This window comes from Lysinibacillus sp. EB106-09-02-XG168, from assembly GCF_058791475.1.
The window spans coordinates 4,224,153-4,246,921 of record NZ_JBYTDN010000003.1; the positions used below are offsets into that span (position 1 = coordinate 4,224,153).

Annotated in this window: 19 protein-coding genes; 1 reads left to right on the forward strand and 18 read right to left on the reverse strand. The window is 38.8% G+C overall.

What is annotated here, in order from left to right; translation table 11 throughout:
- Window positions 1–276: 276 nt before the first annotated feature.
- The 17 genes from AC3WSO_RS21455 to AC3WSO_RS21535 all read right to left on the reverse strand — a co-directional run bounded on the left by AC3WSO_RS21455 (window position 277) and on the right by AC3WSO_RS21535 (window position 20,258).
- Window positions 277–465 (reverse strand): hypothetical protein, encoded by a 189-nt coding sequence (locus AC3WSO_RS21455; protein WP_132363450.1) that lies wholly within the window; start codon window positions 463–465, stop codon window positions 277–279.
- The gene (gene rlmD / locus AC3WSO_RS21460; RefSeq protein ID WP_492533521.1) at window positions 465–1,838 is read right to left on the reverse strand and encodes a 23S rRNA (uracil(1939)-C(5))-methyltransferase RlmD; all 1,374 of its coding nucleotides are present in this window, start codon (window positions 1,836–1,838) and stop codon (window positions 465–467) included. Before rlmD ends, AC3WSO_RS21455 begins: the two co-directional genes overlap by 1 nt.
- A 180-nt stretch (window positions 1,839–2,018) precedes the next feature.
- Window positions 2,019–2,141 carry a cytochrome bd oxidase small subunit CydS family protein gene (gene cydS, locus AC3WSO_RS21465; RefSeq protein ID WP_256469478.1) on the reverse strand — a complete coding sequence of 41 codons (123 nt, stop codon included), beginning with the start codon at window positions 2,139–2,141 and terminating at the stop codon, window positions 2,019–2,021.
- A gap of 13 nt (window positions 2,142–2,154) precedes the next feature.
- The gene (locus tag AC3WSO_RS21470) at window positions 2,155–3,180 is read right to left on the reverse strand and encodes a cytochrome d ubiquinol oxidase subunit II (protein ID WP_492533522.1); all 1,026 of its coding nucleotides are present in this window, start codon (window positions 3,178–3,180) and stop codon (window positions 2,155–2,157) included.
- A complete protein-coding gene (locus tag AC3WSO_RS21475) occupies window positions 3,177–4,523 on the reverse strand; it encodes a cytochrome ubiquinol oxidase subunit I (RefSeq protein ID WP_492533524.1) in 1,347 nt (448 codons plus the stop codon). Before AC3WSO_RS21475 ends, AC3WSO_RS21470 begins: the two co-directional genes overlap by 4 nt.
- Window positions 4,524–4,991: 468 nt before the next feature.
- Entirely contained in the window at window positions 4,992–5,909 is a 918-nt protein-coding gene (locus tag AC3WSO_RS21480; RefSeq protein WP_492533525.1) for a diacylglycerol kinase, read from the reverse strand.
- 125 nt (window positions 5,910–6,034) lie between these two features.
- Window positions 6,035–6,595, reverse strand: coding sequence for a thioredoxin family protein (locus AC3WSO_RS21485; protein WP_492533527.1), 561 nt, complete (start codon window positions 6,593–6,595; stop codon window positions 6,035–6,037).
- 354 nt (window positions 6,596–6,949) lie between these two features.
- A complete protein-coding gene (gatB, locus tag AC3WSO_RS21490; RefSeq protein WP_492533529.1) occupies window positions 6,950–8,377 on the reverse strand; it encodes an Asp-tRNA(Asn)/Glu-tRNA(Gln) amidotransferase subunit GatB in 1,428 nt (475 codons plus the stop codon).
- A gap of 1 nt (window position 8,378) precedes the next feature.
- On the reverse strand, window positions 8,379–9,842 hold the full coding sequence (gatA, locus tag AC3WSO_RS21495; RefSeq protein ID WP_197143595.1) for an Asp-tRNA(Asn)/Glu-tRNA(Gln) amidotransferase subunit GatA: 1,464 nt from the start codon (window positions 9,840–9,842) through the stop codon (window positions 8,379–8,381).
- Between the two features lie 24 nt (window positions 9,843–9,866).
- On the reverse strand, window positions 9,867–10,154 hold the full coding sequence (gene gatC / locus AC3WSO_RS21500) for an Asp-tRNA(Asn)/Glu-tRNA(Gln) amidotransferase subunit GatC (RefSeq protein ID WP_010857153.1): 288 nt from the start codon (window positions 10,152–10,154) through the stop codon (window positions 9,867–9,869).
- 410 nt (window positions 10,155–10,564) lie between these two features.
- Window positions 10,565–11,698, reverse strand: a complete 1,134-nt coding sequence (locus AC3WSO_RS21505) for a CamS family sex pheromone protein (protein WP_492533531.1) — start codon at window positions 11,696–11,698, stop codon at window positions 10,565–10,567.
- A gap of 147 nt (window positions 11,699–11,845) precedes the next feature.
- Window positions 11,846–13,852, reverse strand: a complete 2,007-nt coding sequence (gene ligA / locus AC3WSO_RS21510) for an NAD-dependent DNA ligase LigA (RefSeq protein ID WP_492533532.1) — start codon at window positions 13,850–13,852, stop codon at window positions 11,846–11,848.
- A gap of 14 nt (window positions 13,853–13,866) precedes the next feature.
- The gene (pcrA, locus tag AC3WSO_RS21515; RefSeq protein ID WP_492533534.1) at window positions 13,867–16,119 is read right to left on the reverse strand and encodes a DNA helicase PcrA; all 2,253 of its coding nucleotides are present in this window, start codon (window positions 16,117–16,119) and stop codon (window positions 13,867–13,869) included.
- Window positions 16,120–16,274: 155 nt separating this feature from the next.
- Window positions 16,275–16,964 carry a heptaprenylglyceryl phosphate synthase gene (gene pcrB, locus AC3WSO_RS21520; protein WP_492533536.1) on the reverse strand — a complete coding sequence of 230 codons (690 nt, stop codon included), beginning with the start codon at window positions 16,962–16,964 and terminating at the stop codon, window positions 16,275–16,277.
- 110 nt (window positions 16,965–17,074) lie between these two features.
- Complete coding sequence (locus tag AC3WSO_RS21525) at window positions 17,075–17,395, reverse strand: YerC/YecD family TrpR-related protein (protein ID WP_004225717.1); 321 nt, start codon at window positions 17,393–17,395, stop codon at window positions 17,075–17,077.
- Window positions 17,396–17,410: 15 nt separating this feature from the next.
- Window positions 17,411–18,466: a DUF3048 domain-containing protein gene (locus tag AC3WSO_RS21530; RefSeq protein ID WP_492533538.1), complete on the reverse strand. Its 1,056-nt coding sequence runs from the start codon at window positions 18,464–18,466 to the stop codon at window positions 17,411–17,413.
- 70 nt (window positions 18,467–18,536) lie between these two features.
- Complete coding sequence (locus AC3WSO_RS21535; protein ID WP_492533540.1) at window positions 18,537–20,258, reverse strand: adenine deaminase C-terminal domain-containing protein; 1,722 nt, start codon at window positions 20,256–20,258, stop codon at window positions 18,537–18,539.
- 200 nt (window positions 20,259–20,458) lie between these two features.
- On the opposite strand from AC3WSO_RS21535, the gene AC3WSO_RS21540 reads away from it, so the two are divergent.
- Entirely contained in the window at window positions 20,459–20,905 is a 447-nt protein-coding gene (locus AC3WSO_RS21540) for a hypothetical protein (protein ID WP_492533541.1), read from the forward strand.
- A gap of 576 nt (window positions 20,906–21,481) precedes the next feature.
- On the opposite strand, the gene purD is transcribed toward AC3WSO_RS21540, so the two are convergent.
- Complete coding sequence (purD, locus tag AC3WSO_RS21545) at window positions 21,482–22,738, reverse strand: phosphoribosylamine--glycine ligase (RefSeq protein WP_492533542.1); 1,257 nt, start codon at window positions 22,736–22,738, stop codon at window positions 21,482–21,484.
- Window positions 22,739–22,769: the final 31 nt, after the last annotated feature.

Genomic DNA, 22,769 nt, shown 5'->3' on the forward strand with positions numbered 1-22,769 from the left:
GAATAGTGGACACTTTATTCCAAAAACATAAAAAAGCAATTCAAGATAACGGTTAATTTATCATAAGCAATCGAATTATAAACCATTTGATATCAAACCCACGTTCTTGAACTGCCTATTATTATGTTCTAATACCAATTATGGGGTGTATAATTTTCATCACATATATCAAAAGTAACCTCTTCTATTCAAGCATAAGATTCAACTAAAAACCCTTCCATGCTTACACAAAAAGGATGGAATATTCACTCCATCCTTTCAGAGTTCTATCATTTACTAATCAATCACCCGAGCAACATCCCTACCACAAGTCTTGCATTTCCCCTTCAATACAGGGGCATACTCCCCCTCTTGTATAGTGTACTTCACAATTGTCGTTACACCACAATTGCCACAAAATACGTTTTTTACGAGCATTTCCCTGATATCTTTCGGGATAGAGAGCCATTTTTTTGCTGCGTCCATTATGATCGCTCCTTTAGAGTCAGTTCCGTAACAACCTCCACATGCGTCGAATGCGGGAACATATCCACAGGTTGAATCTCCTGTGTTTGATAGCCCCCATCCTCCAAAATTCGAAGGTCACGTGCTAGTGTAGCTGGATTACAGGACACATAAACAACACGTTTAGGACGTTGCTCTAAAATCGTTTTAAGAAGCGCCTCATCGCAGCCTTTGCGTGGTGGGTCAACTACTAAAACATCCGCTTCTTTGCCTTCCTTATACCAACGTGGAATAACTTCCTCTGCTGGGCCAGCCTCGAAATACGTATTTGTAAACCCATTTAGTGCCGCGTTTCGTTTTGCATCTTCAATCGCTTGTGGGACAATTTCAACACCCATAACAGCCTTTGCTTGTTGTGCAAGGAATAATGAAATTGTGCCGATACCACAATAAGCATCAATTACTCGTTCATCACCTTGTAAGTTAGCGTAGTCTAATGCTTGTTTGTATAGAACTTCCGTTTGCTCAGGGTTTACTTGATAAAATGAACGTGCTGAAATTTCAAAGCGAACATCGCCAATTGTATCAATAATAATGTCTTTGCCCCACAGATTTACGGTTTCATCACCGAAAATAACGTTTGTTTTGTCGCTATTAACGTTTTGCATAATGGATGTGACATTCGGGACAAGCTTCTGGATTGTCGCAACAGCAGCATCTTTTTGCGGGAATTTTTTCTTTTTAGTTACGAGAACAACCATCACTTCACCAGTTGCCCGTGCCTTACGAACAACTACGTGGCGCAGCATTCCCTCATGCGATAATTCGTTGTATGGTCGAACACCGATTGCCGCTAGTTCCTTTTTCAAACCTGCAAGAATAGCATCCGCTTCTCCAGTCTGAATTAAGCATCGCTCCATATCCACAATGCTGTGAGACTTCGTTTTGTAGAAACCAGCAATTGCTTGTCCTGCTTCATTTGAGGAGAAAGGTATTTGCGCTTTATTACGGTAATGCCAAGGCTCTTCCATGCCCTTCACTGGTAGAACAGGCGCATCAATTTTTCCAATGCGCTGCATGACATTACGCACCATGTTTTCTTTCCATTTTAACTGACCTTCATAAGACAGGTGCTGTAATTGGCAGCCGCCACATTGTTTAAAATATTCACAAGGAGCATCTACACGATCTGATGATGGCTCGAGAATTTCTACGACCTTCGCAAAGCCGTAGTTTTTTAACGTTTTCACAACATGTATTTCCGCCGTTTCACTAGGAAGTGCACCTTGGATAAATAATGGATAGCCATCGACCTTTGCGACGCCATTGCCATCATGTGTTAAATCTTCTATATAAACTGTTAGTCGGTCATTCTTTTTCACGGGTGCTGACATTCGTACATCCTCCATTTCAATCTCTTTATTGTAGCATGTTGAGGCGGATGAAAAAAGAACTTGGCTTCATATTAGGCTCAAATGTGGTCGGCTCTCCTTCTAGACTGATCAGGTAAGACAAGAATGGGATTCGCTCTCTCTTCAAACTAATCACCTTTACACGAGTAGAAAAAAGAGCCGCTATTCGCGACTCTTTCCCTCTTTCCTTACTGTATGGTAATCTCTAGGTGCCCACCAGAAAGCAGCAACTACACCTAGGATGACGACTATAAATGGTGCATAAAAAATCAAAAAACTTGTCATAGTTGTATCCCTCCTATGCGTGATTGTCTTCTTTTCCTGTCACATAATTTTTGTTGAAAAGGAATAATTTCAACAACAAGAACAGTGATGGAATAAGCAGACAAAGTCCCAAAACAAACGCAATGACGAGTGCAATCGCCATTTGTGTACTTGTAAAGCTATCGTAAATCGTTAAATACGGATACAGTAAATATGGATATTGGGCAATTCCATATGCGAAGAATGCCACTGCAAATTGGGCAATCAATAAACTAACCGCAAGACCGTAATTTTTTCGCATCCATATTAACACTACAGTAATAATAAACAGCACGGCGGATATGGCGAACATCCACCATAAATTAACCATGTTATTGTAACTTTCAGGGTTAATGAATTTCATTTCGTACATAATGCCGAGCGCGCTCACCATTAATGGTATCGCCCAAGCAAGTGCGTATTTTCGCATTAAATTTGTAGCTTCTCGATCCTTTGCTTTATGTGCATACCAAGTTAAAAACACGGCTGAAATATAAAGTACCGCTGCAATGCTCAACACGACAATACTCCAAGCAAACGGGCTCGTATACAACGTCCAATAATTCAAGACCGGTTGCCCGTCAACAATATCAACATAGCCGCCAGCAGCAATCGCGAATACAACAGAAAGTGAGGCTGGAATGAGTAACCCTGCTATACCATACGTCAACGTGTAACCAATATGCCCACGTGCGCCATATGATTCAAATGCATAGTAGGAGCCTCGTATTGCAAGAAGCACTAGCGAAATACTAACTGGAACAAGTAAAATCGTTCCATAATAGAAAGCTGTTTGTGGGAAAAATCCAACAATCCCCACAAAGAAGAATACTAAAAAGACATTGGTAACTTCCCAAACAGGTGATAAATAACGTTTAATAATATTCGTTAAAATGTGATTTTTTCCGATAAGTAGGCTGTAGGCATTAAAAAAGCCTGCACCAAAATCGATTGAAGCTACAATGACATAACCAAATAGGAAAATCCATAAAACTGAAATACCTAAAATCTCTAATGTCATAAGATGTCACCGCCTTTTTCATCATGGCGATCTTCTATTTCACGCTCAATTGGATTATTTTTGAACATACGAACTAACACTACGATACTTCCTACTGCTAATACGGCATACACACCTGCAAACAAGAGCAACATTAAATCAACATGATCACTCGTTGTCGCCCCTTCTGGTGTTCGCATTAATCCATATAAGATCCAAGGCTGTCGTCCCACTTCGGCAAGCCACCATCCTGCTTCAATTGCAATAATGGAAAGTGGTCCACCTGCAACAACAATCCATCTAAACCAACGGCTATGAATAAACTGCCAATCACGTGCTTTCCCGGTTACGTAAAGCAGTGAAACGAGTGCCATGAACATACCAATAAACACCATGATATTAAAGAGGTAATGAATATACAGCGGTGGTCGATCTTCTTTTGCAAATTGATCTAAACCAATTACCTCTGCATTTGGATTATTATGTGCTAAAACACTCAAAGCATAAGGTACTTTAATAGCATATTTTACTTCTTCACCATTTAATACACCAAAGAGTATAAGGGAAGCTTTGTCTCCCGTTTCAAAGTGCCACTCAGCTGCGGCTAGTTTTTCTGGTTGATATTCAGCTAAATATTTCCCTGAAAAGTCTCCAATAATCGCTGCTGCAATAGAGAAAATCAGACCAACCTTCATAAGTAGATATAAAGATTTTTTATGGTATACATGCTTAGAACCTCTAAGTAGACGGTATCCTGCAATAGATGCTAATACGAACGCGGACGTCATGTAGGCTGTAACGAGAACATGTGCTACCTTTGTCGGCATTGCCGGATTAAACATCGCTAAAAAAGGTTGAATATTTACAAGCTGTCCATCCACAATGTCAAATCCTTGTGGCGCATTCATAAACGCATTGACAATTGTAATAAACACAGCTGACATCGACGCACCGACAGCAACCGGAATTAACAGCAACATATGCTTCTTCTGACTATCGAAGCGATCCCAAGTATATAAATAGATGCCTAGGAAGATGGCTTCAAAGAAAAATGCAAACGTTTCCATGAAAAGTGGTAATGCAATCGTTTGGCCAGCAAGCTGCATAAAATTCGGCCATAGTAAAGACAACTGTAAGCCAATTGCTGTCCCTGTTACAACTCCGACGGCAACTGTAATAACAAAACCTCGTGCCCAACGTCTTGCCATTAAAATATAGTGCTCATCATTCTTTTTATACCCAGTCCATTGCGCGATCATAATCATTAATGGGACACCAACACCAATCGTTGCATAAATAATATGGAACGATAAAGTTAGCTCCGTTAATGCTCTACTCCAAAAGACTGCTGATTCATTCACCATTTCATTGCCCCCCTAACCTCCAAATATTCTTCCAAGTATGGAAAGTAGCATGATAATTGCAACACCAAAGCTTAGCCAAATGAGCTTTCTTTCCTGTGACTTATACAACGGCAACACTTCCTTTCCCTTATCTATACCCATTTTCCACTATAGCAATGAAAAAAACCTTTATAATGGGCCGGAATTTCGGCCTATTATAAAGGTTTCAAATTTTGTTCAAGTATTATACTCACATTTGCCAAACATTTTTCTTAATTCATTCACAATACCAATTAAAGGATGAGAATGTTCATAAATATGGTGATTAACCTATTAATATGAATCATCACCAAAACGTGTGATTGATTTCCGTTCCGACTGGGCGCTTTATTGCTGACGCTTCGCCTTCGCGCAGAGCTTCCTGGGGTGTCCGATGAGCCGCTTCACTCGCGATGCTCACTCCTAAATTAAGCAGAACCCTTTTTATGTTTATTGGATACGGTCTTCCTCACGAATATCTGCTAGTGGAACAAAAATTTCAATATGACGCTTTAAGTTTTCAAATGTTGCAGGCGCGTCCCCACCATATTCACCATCTAGGTTTAAATGAATTTCATCTTCAGTAGATACTTTGACGACACTCGCCTTTTTATAAATTACACGATCATCATTTAAATGCTCGCCTCTTAATGCCATCGCAGCAAGCTGAATAAATTCAGGCAGATTTACTTTTTTCAATACGATTAAAGTAAAGTAGCCATCATTAATACTTGCGTCTGGGGCAAGCTTTTCGAAGCCACCCACCGAATTTGTTAAGCCACATAAAAACATCATGGCATCCCCATCAAACACTTCGCCATCGTATTCAATACGCATGTGTGAAGCTTTAATCGATGGGATCATTTCCACTGCTTTTAAGTAATAAGCTAACTGTCCTAGCATTGTTTTCATTTTACTTGGCACTTCATAAGTTAATTCTGTAATACGTCCGCCAGCAGCAATATTGATGAAATAGCGTTCCCCATTTAATAAACCAACATCTACTGGTAACGATTCACCTTTAATAATAATGTCAACGGCAGCTTCAATATTTCGAGGAATGTGCACGGCACGGGCAAAGTCATTCGTTGTGCCCATCGGAATTAGACCTACTTTCGGCCGGTTCTCAAATGGACTTACACCTGCAACAACTTCATTTAATGTGCCATCTCCACCAACTGCAATAATTATATCAAAGCCACGTTCTACTGCATTTTTTGCAGCAATGGTCGCATCGCCTTCACAGGTTGTTGCGTGACAAGATGTCTCGTAGCCTGCTACCTCTAATTTTGCCAATACTTCTGGTAGATGCTTTTTAAACACTTCACGCCCAGATGTAGGATTATAAATGATTCTTGCTCGTTTCATAACATACCTTCCTGCTTCATAAGATTCTATTTCTTTCAACGAATTATTCTTTTAAATGTTGCATTGAAGTCAACAATAGCAAGGCATGTCCACATTTTTCTGACATGAAGCCTTGTGATTTACAATTATTGCAATGCAGCTATTACTTTCTTTTTAAAATCCTCGTAAACATATTTCCAATATGATTTATTCGTCATATTCTCTTCACGAATTTCTGCATATAGCGCTTTTTGTGCATCTTCAAATGTAGGGTCTTCTTTATCAGGTAAAGTAGCTCGTTTACTTACTACTAATTCCTGTAATTCTGGTGCTCGTGGTCCCCATTTTCCTACAACCTGACCAGCATCATCTAATAAAATATAAACTGGAATTGCACGGCCACCGTTTGTTAAATAACGATCAATCAAATCTGTATCCGCATCACGTAATACTGCGCGCATGTCTAGTTCTGCTGCCTCTGCAACTCGGCGAATGATTGGATTGTTTAACATTGCGTCCCCGCACCAGTCCTCAGTAATTGTTAATATTTTTGGTTGCTTATTTTTCAATAGTTCGATAAAGCCATCGTTTAATGGCACTTCGAAACCATCGTAAATACGGAAGCTTTCCTCTTTTAACGTCGTCATATGATCCATATATTGTTGAATTGAAATCGCATCATTGAAATATTGTTGTTCAGTTTTCATTGATAGACCCCCTAAAGTTTTATCATGTTCTATTCTATATTTTGCTATGAATACTCCATTTAGACAACTATAAAGTGCTAATTTGGTATTTTTTAGTTCTTTTCTCCATAAAATCGAGTTTATTTCTGTTCCTGCTGAGCTTTTCCTGGAATCGCCCAGCCTCTACTCAAAAATTATCTAGAATTTTTGTAGATTTGCGCTTTTTTATAAATCAGCATTAAGCCTGTTGATACTTTACTCGTAAAGGTCATTTATTGTTATAGATGCCCTAAAGATTCTTTAGTATGTATTAATTTTTAAATATAAAAGGCCAAGAAGCAAATTTGCTCTCTTGACCTTCCTTTGAAATTGAAATTAACGTTTTGCAATTTCTTGTTGTAATAATTTATTGACCATAGGTGGGTTCGCTTGACCTTTAGTTGCTTTCATAATTTGACCAACTAAGAAGCCTATAGCGCGATCCTTACCATTTTTGAAGTCTTCGATCGATTGTGCATTGTTGTCTAGAACTTCTGTAACGATAGCAAGTAATGCACCTTCATCAGAAATTTGAACTAACCCTTTTGCTTTAACGATTTCTCCTGCAGAACCACCGTTTTCTACTAATTCAGCAAATACCTTTTTACCGATTTTAGAAGAAATTGTACCGTCAGTGATTAATTTCACCATTTCTGCAAGGTTTTCTGGCGTTAATGCAGTATCTTTAAGGTCTTTTTGTTCTGCATTTAAGTATGCAGAAACATCACCCATAAGCCAGTTTGCTGAAAGCTTTGCATCCGCACCTTTAGCTACCATTGCCTCAAAGAAGTCTGAGATTTCTTTTGAAATAACAAGAACTCCTGCATCATATGGTGTTAAGCCTAATTCATCTGCATAGCGTTTTTTACGAGCATCTGGAAGCTCAGGAATTTCTGATTTTACTCGCTCTAACCATTCATCAGAGATCGATAGACGAACTAAGTCTGGCTCTGGGAAGTAACGATAATCGTCTGTTCCTTCTTTCACACGCATAAGAATTGTTTTACCTGTTTTTTCATCGAAGCGACGAGTTTCTTGATCAATTACCCCACCTGAAAGAAGGACATCAGCTTGGCGTAATTCCTCGTGCTCTATACCACGGCGAACATAGTTGAAAGAGTTAAGGTTTTTAAGCTCTGTCTTTGTACCAAATTCTTCTTGACCATATGGACGAATTGAAATGTTGGCGTCACAACGTAGTGAACCTTCTTCCATTTTACAGTCAGATACATCTGTATATTGGATAATTGATTTTAATTTTTCTAGGTAAGCATACGCTTCGTTTGCTGTACGAATATCTGGCTCAGAAACGATTTCCACAAGTGGTGTACCTTGACGGTTAAAGTCAACTAAAGAGTGGTCACCAGAGTGAGAAAGCTTCCCTGCATCTTCTTCCATATGAAGACGCGTAATACCGATACGTTTTGTGTAACCATCTACTTCGATATCAATCCAGCCATTTTTACCGATTGGTTTATCGAATTGAGAGATTTGATAAGCTTTCGGATTATCTGGATAGAAGTAGTTTTTACGGTCAAATTTTGTTTCTTGTTCGATCTCCATGTTTAGTGCAAGTGCTGCACGCATTGCGAAATCTACAACATTTTTATTAAGTACAGGTAGGACACCAGGATAGCCTAGGTCGATAACTGTAGTATTTGTATTTGGTTCAGCACCGAAGTGAGCTGGTGCTGGTGAGAAGATTTTTGAGTTCGTTTTTAACTCAACGTGTACTTCTAAACCAATGACTGTTTCAAAGTTCATGTTATTTTCCCTCCCAAATTTGAGGAACTTGTTTATGGAACTCCGTTGCTTGTTCAAAAGCATGAGCTACACGGTAAATTGTTGCTTCATCGAAATATTTACCGATAATTTGTAAGCCTAGTGGTAGACCATTTTCAATACCACATGGGATTGAGATGGCTGGTACACCAGCTAAGTTCATAGGAATCGTTAAAATATCATTTGCATACATCGTCATTGGATCATCAACGTTTTCACCAATTTTAAATGCTGGTGTAGGAGAAGTTGGTCCAATGATCACGTCAAAGTCTTCAAATACTTTGTCGTAGTCTGCTTTGATAAGTGTACGTGCTTGTTGAGCTTTTTTGTAGTAAGCATCATACGTACCTGCACTTAGCGAGTAAGTACCAAGCATGATACGACGTTTTACTTCATCACCAAAGCCTTGTGCACGTGTTTCTTTATAAAGGTCCATCAAATTATTAACGTTTTCTGCACGGAAACCATAACGGATACCGTCAAAACGAGAAAGGTTAGAAGACGCTTCAGAAGAAGAAAGAATATAGTATGCTGCAAGTGCATATTTCGAGTGAGGAAGCGATACTTCTTCTACTGTAGCACCTAAGCCTTTTAATACTTCTAATGCATCAAGCACTGATTGACGTGCTGCTTCGCCAACACCTTCACCAAGGAATTCTTTTGGCACAGCAATACGTAAGCCTTTTACGTCACCAGTAAGTGCTGCTGCGTAGTTTGGTACTTCTACGTCTGCAGAAGTAGAATCGTTTGCATCTAATCCTGCGATTGCTTCAAGTAAAAGGGCATTGTCTTCAACATTACGTGTAATTGGTCCGATTTGGTCTAAAGAAGATGCAAATGCAACTAGACCAAAACGAGATACACGGCCATATGTAGGCTTCATCCCTACAACACCGCAATAAGCAGCTGGTTGACGGATTGAACCACCAGTATCAGAACCAAGTGAGAATGGTACTTCACCTGCTGCTACTGCTGCTGCAGACGCACCTGAAGATCCACCTGGTACGTGGTTTAAGTTCCATGGATTTTTTGTTGTTTTATAGTATGAGTTTTCATTTGAAGAACCCATTGCAAACTCGTCCATGTTTAATTTACCGATAGTGACCATACCTGCATCACGTAGCTTTTTAACTACTGTTGCATCGTAAATTGGCATAAAGCCTTCTAAAATTTTAGAAGCACAAGTTGTTTCTAAGCCTTCTGTCACGATGTTGTCTTTAACACCGATAGGAAGACCGAAAAGTGGTCCACGCTCTTCAAATGGCACTTTATCCATTTCAGCTGCTTGTGCAGTTGCTTTTTCTTCATTTGAAGCAAGGAAAGCTTGTACATCGCCGTCAAGCTTCGCCACACGTTCGAATGCTTCTTTTGTTAAATCAGCGATTGTTAAGTTACCCGCTTTAATATCAGCTTGTAGCTCCTTCGCTGAACGTTCAAATAACGTCATGAGGAATCCTCCTATGTTTTAGTATTACATGATAGCTGGTACTTTTACTTGACCATCTTCTTGTTCTTTTACGTTTAACATCATTACTTCACGGTCTAAACCTTTTGTTGCTACATCTTCACGCATTACGTTTACTAGTGGTAAAACGTGAGTTGTTGGTTCAACATTCGTTGTATCTAACTCGTTTAGTTGCTCTGCGAAGTCAGTAATTTTACCAAGCTGTTCAGCAAATTTCTCTGCTTCCTCTTCCGTAATTGCAAGACGTGCTAAGTTTGCCACGTGCTTAACTTCTTCTTTTGTTAATTTTGCCATTTTTCACACCTCCGAATACGCATTCAATTCATTGCTTTTGTCGATAACAATAGGGTTGAATAAAGTTAACCATGCAAATAATCATAACATTTTTCATATTAAAAATCACAACTTTCACCAAAAATAAAGAAACTTTCACTACTATGACGAAGTGTCGTCTTTATGGACTGTTTTTAGAGTCCTCCATTAAGGCTTTGCTATTTGTGAGCGGAGCAACGATCGCGTTATTTGTGCTTTCTTGTGTATCCGCACTTTGAGGAGTCTATCCATTTTTGCTTTTCTATCCATCATATCGATGAGGTTTTCCTTCACTTCGTGGAGGCTTTCCGTCGCTTTTGCTTTGTCACTTCATACTCTCTTCCACGTTCATTCCATAAAAAAATATAGTCAGCATAAGGCTGACTATATTTTTAATAGATATGGACGTATGGTTCTTTCTCGTTGGCATCCTTTACGATTAATGCCTCTGGACCATTCATTGAAGTGATGCTTACTTCAACATGAATGTTATCAAATTGATTGATCAGAACACCTGTTAAATATTGAGTGAATCCAATAATTTCAAGTTTACTGAAGAATTGGATGGGTATTTCAATCGATAACTTTTGAATTTTTTTGTTTTGGTAAAAGCCTGTTCCTACTACACTAGTATAGTTTGAAAAATACTTATCTACATCTTGTTTAAAATTCTGAAAGTTTTTGCTATCATCACGGTATACATCCTGTGATTCACTCGTTGGGAACAGTACATATTCTTCATCCATAGCTTTCCAATCAGTTACCTCGTTTTGTCCAGCTTTAGCTACGCCATAGTTAAAATACGTTCCTGGAATAATATCATTGCGCGCTTTTTGTTTAAATAAGCCTACTACAATCGGTACATCTTTCAATTCATCACGGGTTCTTAGACGAGACACAATTTCTGAAGCCATCTTCTTCCCTTGCTCAATCAGTTCTGCCTCCGGAATTGGTTGCTCATAGTATTCCCCATACTTTTCTTTTTGATAGTAATAAATAGAGTTTAAGGCAAGTCCAATCGAAATACCGCTTAATTTAACTTTGTTATCACTAGTTTTTGTTAAATAATTTTGCTCAATAATATGTGATAAATAGATTGGGGCCTTTGTTGCACGTTCCTCTGCCGACATTGAGTCCGTCGTTGGAGGATTTAAGCCTTCTTTCTTTTGTGAACTACGGTGAAGCCAATTTTTTACTGTGTTTTCCGCTAAATATTGCCCTTCTTGGAAGAAATAGTTCTCTGTGTCGAACTCATTTTGAGAAAGACGCATTAAACCTGTTTCAACTTCCTTCATATCATATTTTGTAAAAATATTTGAAACTACTAATCCCCTACTAGCACTTTCTTTATAGGGTGTTAGCGTTCTATAATATGATTTATCAATCTGTAAGCTTGGAATAATTGTTGTTTCCGCTTTTTCCTGTTGCGTCTCCTGTGTTAGCTCTGTCTCCTTCTTATCAGAAGGCACACAGCCGACTAGCATTGCAGCAGCGATAATTGCTGGAATGAGTCGAAATGACTTCATTATTTTAGTACTCCTTTACTGATGTTCAGATTTTGCTTGACGAATTGTTCATACCTGCCTGTGGACAGAAGGAGACATTTATAAAATGCCTCTACTTTCCACTAAGAAACTAAGTTAATTCATCTTTTTCAATTTTGATAGTATCCATTATTGGACAAGGTTAAATTGTTCGATCAGGCGTTCTTCATTCCAAACTTCAATACCTAACTGCTCAGCTTTTGTTAGTTTAGAACCCGCATCTGCTCCTGCAATAACAAGATCAGTTTTTTTGCTGACACTGCCTGTAACAATACCACCTAACTCTTCTATTTTCGCCTTTGCTTCGTTACGTGTCAATTGCTCAAGTTTACCAGTTAATACGATTGTTTTTCCTGCAAGAGGATTATCCCCTACAGCTACCTCTACCTTTTTACCTTTATACGTCATATTGACGCCTACTTCAGCAAGGCGCCCGATGACTGCACGTGCATCCTCATTTAAAAAATACTCGACAAGTGATGAAGCCATTTTATCGCCGATTTCGTAAATCGCCACGAGTTGCTCCTCTGTTGCTGCCATCACCGCTTCCATTGTTCCAAACTCCTCTGAAACAATTTTTGCAGCCTTTTCACCAACATGTCGTATTCCTAATCCAATTAGTAAACGCTCCATTGAATTTTCCTTAGAAGCCTGGATAGCATTGACTAAATTCGCCGCTGATTTTTCTCCCATACGCTCAAGTTCGACTAGCTGTTCTTCCGTTAAGTGATACAAATCAGAGACATCATGAATTAAATCTGCACGTAATAATTGCTCAACGACCTTATCACCAAGTCCGTCGATATTCATCGCATTACGCGATACAAAATATTTAATGCTCTCCGCGATTTGTGCAAAACACGCAGGATTTACACAACGTAAAGCCACTTCCCCTTCAATTCGAATAAGTTCGCTATCACAAACAGGACAATTTTCAGGCATTATATACGGAACTGAGTCCTCAGGTCGCTGCTCTAGTATTACACCGACAACTTGTGGAATAATGTCTCCGGCTTTTCGGATAATGACTGTATCCCCTAGACGAATATCTTTATCACGAATTAAATCCTCATTGTGTAATGATGCACGTTGAACTGTCGTACCTGCCACTTGAACAGGCGATAAAATAGCAGTTGGTGTAACAACCCCTGTTCGCCCAACAGTTAAATCAATATCAAGTAATGTTGTGACTACTTCCTCAGCAGGGAATTTATAAGCAATTGCCCAACGTGGACTCTTTGCTGTATAACCTAGCTCATCCTGCTGGGCATAACGATCCACCTTAATGACAATTCCGTCAATTTCATAGGCTAAATTCGGACGTTTTTCAGTCCATTTTTCGATAAATGCTAGTACCTCTTCAATCGTTGAGCAGCGTTGACGCTCTTTGTTCGATGGGAAACCTAGTCCCTCTAAATAATCAAGCATCTCTGCATGACCGTCAATACCATATGCCTCACCATCTCCTCCAATTGCATAAATAAAGGTAGATAGTTGACGACTCGCTGCTATTTTAGGATCTAACTGGCGTAAAGAACCTGCAGCCGCATTTCTTGGATTTGCAAATAATTCTTCTCCATTTTCAGCACGAAGAGCATTCAATTTTTCAAAGGATTTTTTAGGCATATACGCCTCACCACGTACTTCAATTGTAAGTGGCTCATTCAATCGAAGTGGTATTGCTCGAATCGTTTTTAAATTTGCTGTAATATCTTCCCCTACAACACCGTCTCCTCGTGTTGCTCCTTGTACAAAAACGCCGTTTTCGTATTTTAAAGAAATAGCAAGACCATCGATTTTCAGCTCGCAAACATAGGAGAATTTATCACCGATTGCTTGACGCACTTTACGGTCAAATTCACGTAAGTCTTCTTCATTAAAAGCGTTTGATAAACTTAGCATAGGGTAATCGTGTGTCACTTTTTTAAAGCCTTCTACCACTGCTCCACCAACACGCTGAGTCGGTGAATCTGGATAAATAAGTGACGGATTCGATTCCTCTAACGCAATAAGTTCATGTAATAATTGATCATAAACACTATCTGCTACGACAGGTTTATCCAACACATAATAGGCATGACCATATTCATGTAACAAATTATTTAATTCAACAACGCGCTGTTCAATTTCGTTCATTTAAGTTCCCCCGGTTACCCTTTTTCAACAGGTGCAAATTGTGCTAGTAATCGCTTAATACCAATAGGTTGTGGAAAGGCAATATCTAGCTCTGTACTATCACCCTCACCTTTTACACTAACAACCATACCTGTTCCCCATTTTTTATGGATTGCTTTGTCCCCAGCCTTCCAGCCAAATTGGTCTCCACCAGTTGTTTGTAAACGAGCTGTTGCAGGCTGTGTTTTCTGAATTGCACCAAGTGTACGCTTTTGATAGCCGCCTGCTGAACGATTGCTAGAGGCAAACGGAACTTCAGGCTTCGTACCACCTCTGGAAATCGATTGGGTAATATCCTCCGAAATTTCACCTAAGAAACGAGAGACATTGTTATAGCTAGAACGACCAAAAATCGTACGACTTTGTGCACTCGTTAAAAATAAACGTTCTTCTGCACGTGTTATACCAACGTACGCTAAACGACGTTCTTCCTCCATTTCATCCATATCATCAAGTGAACGAGAATGCGGGAAGATATTTTCCTCCATTCCAATGATAAAGACGATTGGGAATTCTAAGCCCTTTGCAGCATGCATTGTCATTAAAATAATGTTGCCCTTCGATGCATCATCTTTATCAAGTGCATCAATATCTGCAATTAGCGCTAAATCTGTTAAAAAGGCAACTAAGCTCTTATCATCACTACGCTCCTCGAAAGCCTTTGTTACAGATAAAAATTCTTCAATGTTTTCTAAGCGGCTTTCTGCTTCAATTGTCTTCTCGTTTTGTAACATTGCACGATAACCAGATTTATCAATGACCTGCTCTACAATTTCTGTCACCGATAAATATTCTTGCATTTCTGTAAAACCTTTAATCATCGAATAAAATTGCTCCGCTGAATTAGCAGCTTTCCCTGTAAGCCCCATGAATACAAGATCATTCATGGCATCAAAAATTGAGCGCTCTTGATCAATCGCATAGCGCGCCATTTTTTCAAAGGAAGTTGCACCTATACTACGCTTAGGTTCATTAATAATACGAGCAAGTGATAAATCATCATCGTTATTGGCAATAAGACGCAAGTAGGCAAGTAAATCCTTAATCTCTTTACGATCATAGAACTTAGTACCACCAACTATTTGATAAGCCATATTAGACTTAACAAGTACTTCCTCCATTACACGAGACTGCGCATTTGTACGATAGAGTATTGCAAAGTCATCAAATGAACGATTTTCTTGTTGAATATGCTGTTGGATTGTTTGTACAACGAATTGTGCTTCCTCTTGCTCGTTATACGCTTTGTACAATACGATTTTTTCACCCTCAGCATTTTCTGTACGCAGTTCTTTTGGATAACGTGTTGTATTATTTTGAATGACGTCATTTGCTGCTTGTAGGATGCGTTTTGTGGAGCGGTAATTTTGCTCAAGCATAATGACCTTAGCACTTGGATAATCCTTTTCGAATGAAAGAATATTGCCAATGTCCGCACCACGCCAACGATAAATCGATTGGTCAGAATCACCTACAACACAAATATTTTTAAATTTCTTGGCAAGCATTTGAACAAGTAAATATTGAGATTTATTCGTATCTTGATATTCATCTACATGGATATATTGGAATTTATTTTGATAGTATTCAAGCACTTCTGGTACACGCTTGAATAAGGTAATAGTCGTCATAATTAAATCATCAAAATCGAGTGATTGATTGCGGCGTAGTCTTTTTTCATACCCTTTATAAACTCGGGCAATCGTTTTTTCGTAAGGATTATTTTCATTGATTTGACCTGCATAATCGTCCGCAGCTATACATTCGTTTTTTGCCGAACTAATCGCATTTAAAATCGCACGCGGTTCAAAACGTTTCGTATCAATATTTTCATCCTTCATAACATTTTTAACAACTGATAGCTGATCAGTCGAATCTAAAATTGAAAAGTTACGTGATATCCCTAGCTGATCGATATTGCGTCGTAAAATTCGCACACACATGGAGTGGAAGGTCGATACCCACATACTATCGCCAGTTCCATTACCGAGAATGCCATCTATACGCTCTTGCATTTCACGTGCAGCTTTATTTGTAAATGTGATTGCTAAAATCTTTGACGGATATACCTCTTTTTCGATGACTAGGTATGCAATACGATGTGTCAACACACGTGTTTTCCCTGATCCAGCACCCGCCATAATTAGGAGCGGTCCTTCAGTTGTTTTGACCGCATTTTCCTGCTCAGTGTTCATACCTGCTAATAAGTTTTTCGTTAACTGCTCCATTTCGCACCGCCTTACAAACGTTTATTTATCAATTATGCCTCGGCATAATTGCGTCCGGAATCGGCTTTGTGCTTGCACAAAGCCGATCCCGTAACATCCGCCGGAGGCTTTAACTTCTTTGAGCAGGTGTTTGGACACCTGCTGAAAAAGTTAAATTATATAATATTTTTTACAGCCTTAACAGTCGCAAGTGCAGCTTTTAAATCTTCGTAAATAACATTACCAACTACTACTGTATCTGCATATTTTGCCATTTCTGCTGCTTGCTTAGCAGATGTAATGCCTCCACCGTAAAATAGTCGGGTATGTTTCAGTTCATTTTTAACAGCACTTACAACCTCAATATCCCCATAAGTACCGCTATACTCTACATAAAATACAGGTAATCTAAAGAAATTTTCAGCCATACGTGCGTAGGCAACAACATCATCAATAGATATATCGGTTTTTGCCTTCGTTACTTCCGCTACTTTACAAGTCGGGTTTAAAATACAATAACCTTCAGCTACTAGTTCATCCCATACCATGATATCTCCATATTCTTTAATTGCTTCATGGTGTAGATTTTTAATCCACTTTGGATCATCACTATTTAACACGGTTGGAATGAAATAATAGTCATAACCTGGTGTTACCGAATCAATATTAGAAATTTCAAGCGCTATCGGTACTTCAAAGCGTCTTACACGAACAAGCAAATCTAATACGCCATCTAAAGTTACATTGTCTGTTCCACCAACTATAATAACATCTGTCCCTGATTCACAAATTCTTTCTAGTGCCTCATCTGAAATATCCTTAGCTGGGTCAAGCTTGAACACATGTCTCCATTCTAAATAATCCATCTATTTTACCACCTATCATTTTCTATCTATTCGTTTACAAGTATAGCTTATGACAGTCTACAAAAAAATGAAAAAGACTGAGCAGAACCTCTACCCAGCCTCTTTACCTACTATTCTTTTGGTGCTTGAAATGGCTTTTCATCTGGATACAAACGACCTAACATTTCATCATATGTATCGTTCCCATAATCAAAGCAACGACGTACACGCGAAATAGTTGCTGTACTTGCACCTGTTTCCTTTTTAATTGATTCGTAGGTTTTCTTTAAACGTAGTAAATGTGCAACCTCAAAGCGTTGTGCTAACGATTGAATTTCACTAATCGTGCATAAATCATCAAAAAACTTATAGCATTCTTCGATATCTTTCAGCTCTAATACTGCTTTAAATAATTGATCTGTTTGATGCCCACGAATTTTTTCGATTTGCATGCAATCTTCCTCCCTTTAAGGCTGAGTTTTCACCATTGCTTTTAACCCTGGTGAAGTTGGTATGAAGTGAACCCAAGACTTCCCTGGTACTAGCTTCACAAGTTCCCCAGACTCTTCTACAGCCATTGGTATTCCATCAATATTAGCCCATTTGACTTCTCTCATATAGCCATTTTGAAATACATACGCATTTCCACCAGAAGTTAAATCAATTTCTTGGCGCCCCTCATTATCAATCGTTCGATGTTTCATTTCAAAAAATAGAACATTTGCAATTGATAATGTGTCGCCTGTTAACATATCCTTTGTGTCTACGCCAGCCGATTGTCGTCCATAATGATTACTTTGATGATCATACAAATACGAATTATGGAAATACTCACTATTTCCGTAGGTAACGTCAATTCGACTTGTTTCAATGCCTATTTTACCACGTTCATCAGGTTCATAAAAAGCCTGACTTACTTTTTCACGGTAACTCATTGAAGCGTCTACTTTTTTTGCTCCATTTACTATATTTTCAGATGTAATATATGAGTTGTGTGGAGCAACACGATCTTTTGAACGTTTAAAAAGAGTTCCATCATAATCCATGCCATTTATATTGTCGACTACATTATTAGTAAGCATCGATTTTGCCTCAGGGCTATAGCCATGTGCTACATAAAATGCATCAAAGGCTTTTGCAAGATCAATAAAATAAGATCGAGCACTACGAACTGGACCTACAGTTTCTGGCAGTTCACTTTGATACACTGCTAATAAACGCGTAACATCACCTTCAGCTAGCATTTCATAAATAATATCCGCCGCTTCAATTCCTGATTGTGGCCGTGCTTTCGGATGATTATTAATTGTAACCATAATTGGGCGTTGCGTAATTTCTTCCTTCACAGCTTCACCTGTTAATGGAGCAACCTTATCCCCCTTTTGAAAAGGCTCTTCAATAGCAGTTTCTTCATCAACCTTGTTCGTATCGTCTTTATTTACTTCCGACGAATCTTTAGAACATCCTCCTATCAATAAAGTACTAAAAGCCATTACGGTAAATAGTTTCTTCGATTTGAACACAAGCATTACTCTCCTTTAATCAATTACATCTAACTGTATTTGTTGTGGCTATACCATAAGGAAGCTTCAACTAGCGCATCACTGCTGGTAATAATAACTTATTCTTCATAACATCAAAAATCCCTTTTGGTGTTATCCGAATATATGGTAAATGTGTAGATTGTAAGAATAATAAAGAATAAATTGCGTCTCCTAAGTGGTAACCACGTTCCGCTAATGCTTGTTTTAAGGCCTTCTCTTTTTCCGATAGCTCCTTAACATCGCCATCATGTAAAAGACCACCAATAGTTAATGGAATAGCTGCAATTACTTCACCCTTTTCAGCAAGTACAATCCCACCACGCATTGCCTTCATTTCTTCAAAAGCTGTAATCATATCATCTTTATTTTTTCCGATTAGCAAAATATCGCCTGTATTCGAATAAGATGAAGCAAAGCCTTGAACACTAGTAGCAAAACCTTTAATCATCGTGTTAACATGCCAATTGCCATCTCTATTAATAAGCATTAAATAACATTCATCATGATTTGCAAGCTGCCCTTCTCTAGTAACTAATGAGTTATATGGTTTAGTAATAACATCATTTACTAACTCAATTCCAAACGGCATCGAGAATTGAAAATCATGAGATGTTAATGAAAAATCTAAGTCAAACGCAGGGAACGCTGAATAGTCAATTGCAGCAAGTCTTTGCACTTGCTCTCCATCGCGTTTTAACCAAACCCCCTTCGATAGTACACTCTCAGGAACTGGGTGCCATTCATCTTGTAAAATATTTAGGGAAGCAAATCGACCAGTTGCGATAAAGCCATGTAAGCTGGTCATATTATAATAGCGTGCCACATTATAGGAAGCCATTTGATAAGCATCGATTGGTGCTACACCTGCATCTAAAGCTGCTTGAATACATTTATCCATCACGCCATCTTCATGGAAAGAAGGTGTTGAGCCATCTGTTGTCATCATTAAATGATCAAAAATAGGCAGTTCTTTTTCGACAATTCCTTTTAATAGATGTGGTAAGTCAGGACGTATTGAAGAATAACGCAGCGTTACAGCATATCCTTGCATAATACGTCGCTCCACTTCTTCCACTGTCATAGCTTCATGATCACCATCGGCACCAAGTAGCTTCATACGTGCTAAAGTTCGTTCTGATGCGCCAGGGAAGTGCCCTTCTATTTTTTTTCCGTAGCCCTTAGCCATTTGCATGCGATAAAGCATTTGGTCATCTCCATGTAACAACCTTGGCCAGCCTGTTAATTCTCCACCAAGTAAAACGTCATCTCGTTCTAACCATTCTAAAATGGACGTATTAGAAAAAATCTCTTCCTCCTGCTCCATTTCAGTTTGCGAATCAAAACGAGTCCACCAATAAAATGAAAACGGTAGCTTTTTCAAATCATCCAAAATTGAAAACGCTTTCTTATTTTCTAAAGATAAAACGAAGCTTAAATTATCTGAAATAAAAGTTGTAGTGCCTAGCTGTCCACAAAAATCAGCAAAAGATTGTGGATGGTATAATTGGAACGGATGAACATGTGGCTCAATATATCCTGGCACAATTGTTTTATTCGTACAATCGACCACCTCTGTTCCCTCTGATAACGGAGGCATTCTATCACCAGCATAGACAATACGATCTCCTAAAATCCAAATGTTCCCTACTACCCATTGTTTGAGCATGCTATGTAAATAACGCGCATTTTTTAATACAATATCAGGTGCCTTTTTACCATCAATTACAGCTAATTGTTGGCGTAATTCTGTAATTTTCCATACTGGATCCATTCTATTCGCCCCTTCCTAATTTACGTAAAATTTCATCGTGTAAATCCTATTTGAAATCACATACTACTACTGCATAAACGCTTTCTTTCATAAATTTAGTGCTTTATGCAATCATCTTGTTTCAATCGTAACACAGCACTTTCATAAAGCAAAGTGCCCCCCGCTTTATTTTTTCCACAATGACTAAAGGAGGAAATATGATGATGATGCAGGAAACGAATTTAAGCGAAAAAAATGCCTTCTGTCGCTTTGCAATGGGTACGAGTTTAACGGCATTTGGTATCGCTAAGGTCTCAAGAAATCCTAACTGTACGGCAGGTCGATTGATGATTGCTTTTGGTGCCATGAAAATGGCAGAGGGTATTTTTAAGTATTGCCCTACTAAATCTTTACTGAGCTCAAGTATGGAGAGCGCTATGAACAACAGCAACAATAATAGCAACTCTTCTATGCAAAGTATGCTCAGTGGCCAAAATTCTATGTCATCTGAACAAATCGAAAAACTCATGAAGGATTTCTCCTCCGTTATAACTGGAAATATGTCAGGAGCAACCGCAACTGCGTCAAAGCAATCTGACTCCAGCACTTCCAATCAAACTTCCTCAGAAAGTAAAAGTTCCACAAATAATGCACAAAATCCTTCTTAGTCAAAGGAGCCGTCTCAACTATATAGTTGAGACGGCTTTCACCCTTGTAAATCATACGTTTAAAAACAACAAGAAGTTTCATAGTATGATTAAATATTTAATTTAGGTACGATATTAATCATTTTCATTAATTCAAATGCTCAGATTTCCTTTACGGGCTACTCGCTTTCCTGCGGGCGAGCGTCGAGTAGCCCTTCGCTACAATCAGTTAAAATGGACATATATTAGCGAAATATCAACAAAAAATCCTTTTATCACTAAATAAAATAACTATATTTCCCTAATCGACAAGCTTGATTTGTTTCATTAATCATTTAGTAACCCGCAACGCAAACCCGCTTATTCTAATTAGATTTAGTGACCAACATCCTGTTGGCCCGAGACCCTGCAGCGAAGCGGATGTTTTCTGTGCGAAAGCGAAGCGGCAGCTACAAAGCGCCCAGTCGGAACGGAATCAACCACACGCTATGGTGATAAAGCAAAATGTAAAAAAATTATCCTTCTATCGGACAATTATAAATCTCTATATTTCCCTACTCTTTACGCTTGATATTTATTTTATCAGTTACTCAACTGCTACTTAAACGTGCGCCAACCGATATCTTTGCGGTAGAAGAAATTGTCCCATGTTTCAGTTGCAATCCCAGCGTATACTTTTTCTTGTGCTTCCTTTAATGTGGAGGCTTTTGCTCCAACTAATAATACTCGTCCACCATTACCGACAAACTTCTCATCTACAATCTTTGTACCTGCATGGAATACTTCATGTGAAGCTGATAGAGTTTCTAAATTAGGTAATGTATTTCCTTTTTCAACGTCCCCCGGATAGCCTTCAGCGGCAATGACTACACCAAGCATTGCTTCTTCAGACCATTGCAAAACAAATGGCTTTTCATCCATTAATGCCATCATAAATTCTCCAAAGTCAGATGCCATACGTGGTAAAACTACTTGTGTTTCTGGATCGCCGAAGCGTGCATTAAACTCAATCACTTTTGGACCGTTTTTCGTTAAGATTAATCCTGCATATAAAATTCCTGTAAATGATACACCATCTGCCTCCATACCTTTCACGGTCGGTTCGACAATTGTCTTATACGCTTCATCCACTACGTTTTGTGAAATTTGAGGCACCGGCGAATAGGCACCCATACCACCTGTGTTCGGTCCTTTATCGCCATCATAAGCACGTTTATGATCTTGAGCAATGACCATTGGATATATGTGACCTTTATGGACAAATGACATAAAGGAGAATTCTTCTCCGTCCAGGAATTCTTCAATGACAACACGTGAAGATGATTCACCAAAACGTTGATTCCCAATCATATCCTTTACAGCTTCAATTGCTTCATCTTCGGTCATTGCGACAACTACACCTTTACCAGCTGCCAATCCATCCGCTTTGATCACAATTGGTGCACCTTGTTCCTTAATATAAGCGATAGCCTTTGCAGCCTCAGTAAACGTTTCATGGGCCGCTGTTGGGATATTATATTTATTCATAATATCTTTCGCGTATGATTTACTGCTTTCGATTTGTGCCGCTGCCTTTGTTGGACCAAATACTCGTAAACCGCGAGCATTAAAGAAATCTACTATACCTCCAGCAAGTGGTTGCTCAGGTCCTACAAAGGTTAAATCTATTGCATTTTCTTTTGCAAATTGTGCAAGACCTGCAAAATCCATCGTATCTATCGCAACGATTTCCGCATCATTTCTCATGCCATCATTACCAGGAGCTACAAATACTTTATTCACAGATGGTGAAATACTAAATTGTTTGGCGATAGCATGCTCACGACCGCCGCTTCCAATTACTAATACGTTCATTTTAGGGAATCCTCCTATTTGTAAGTAAGAC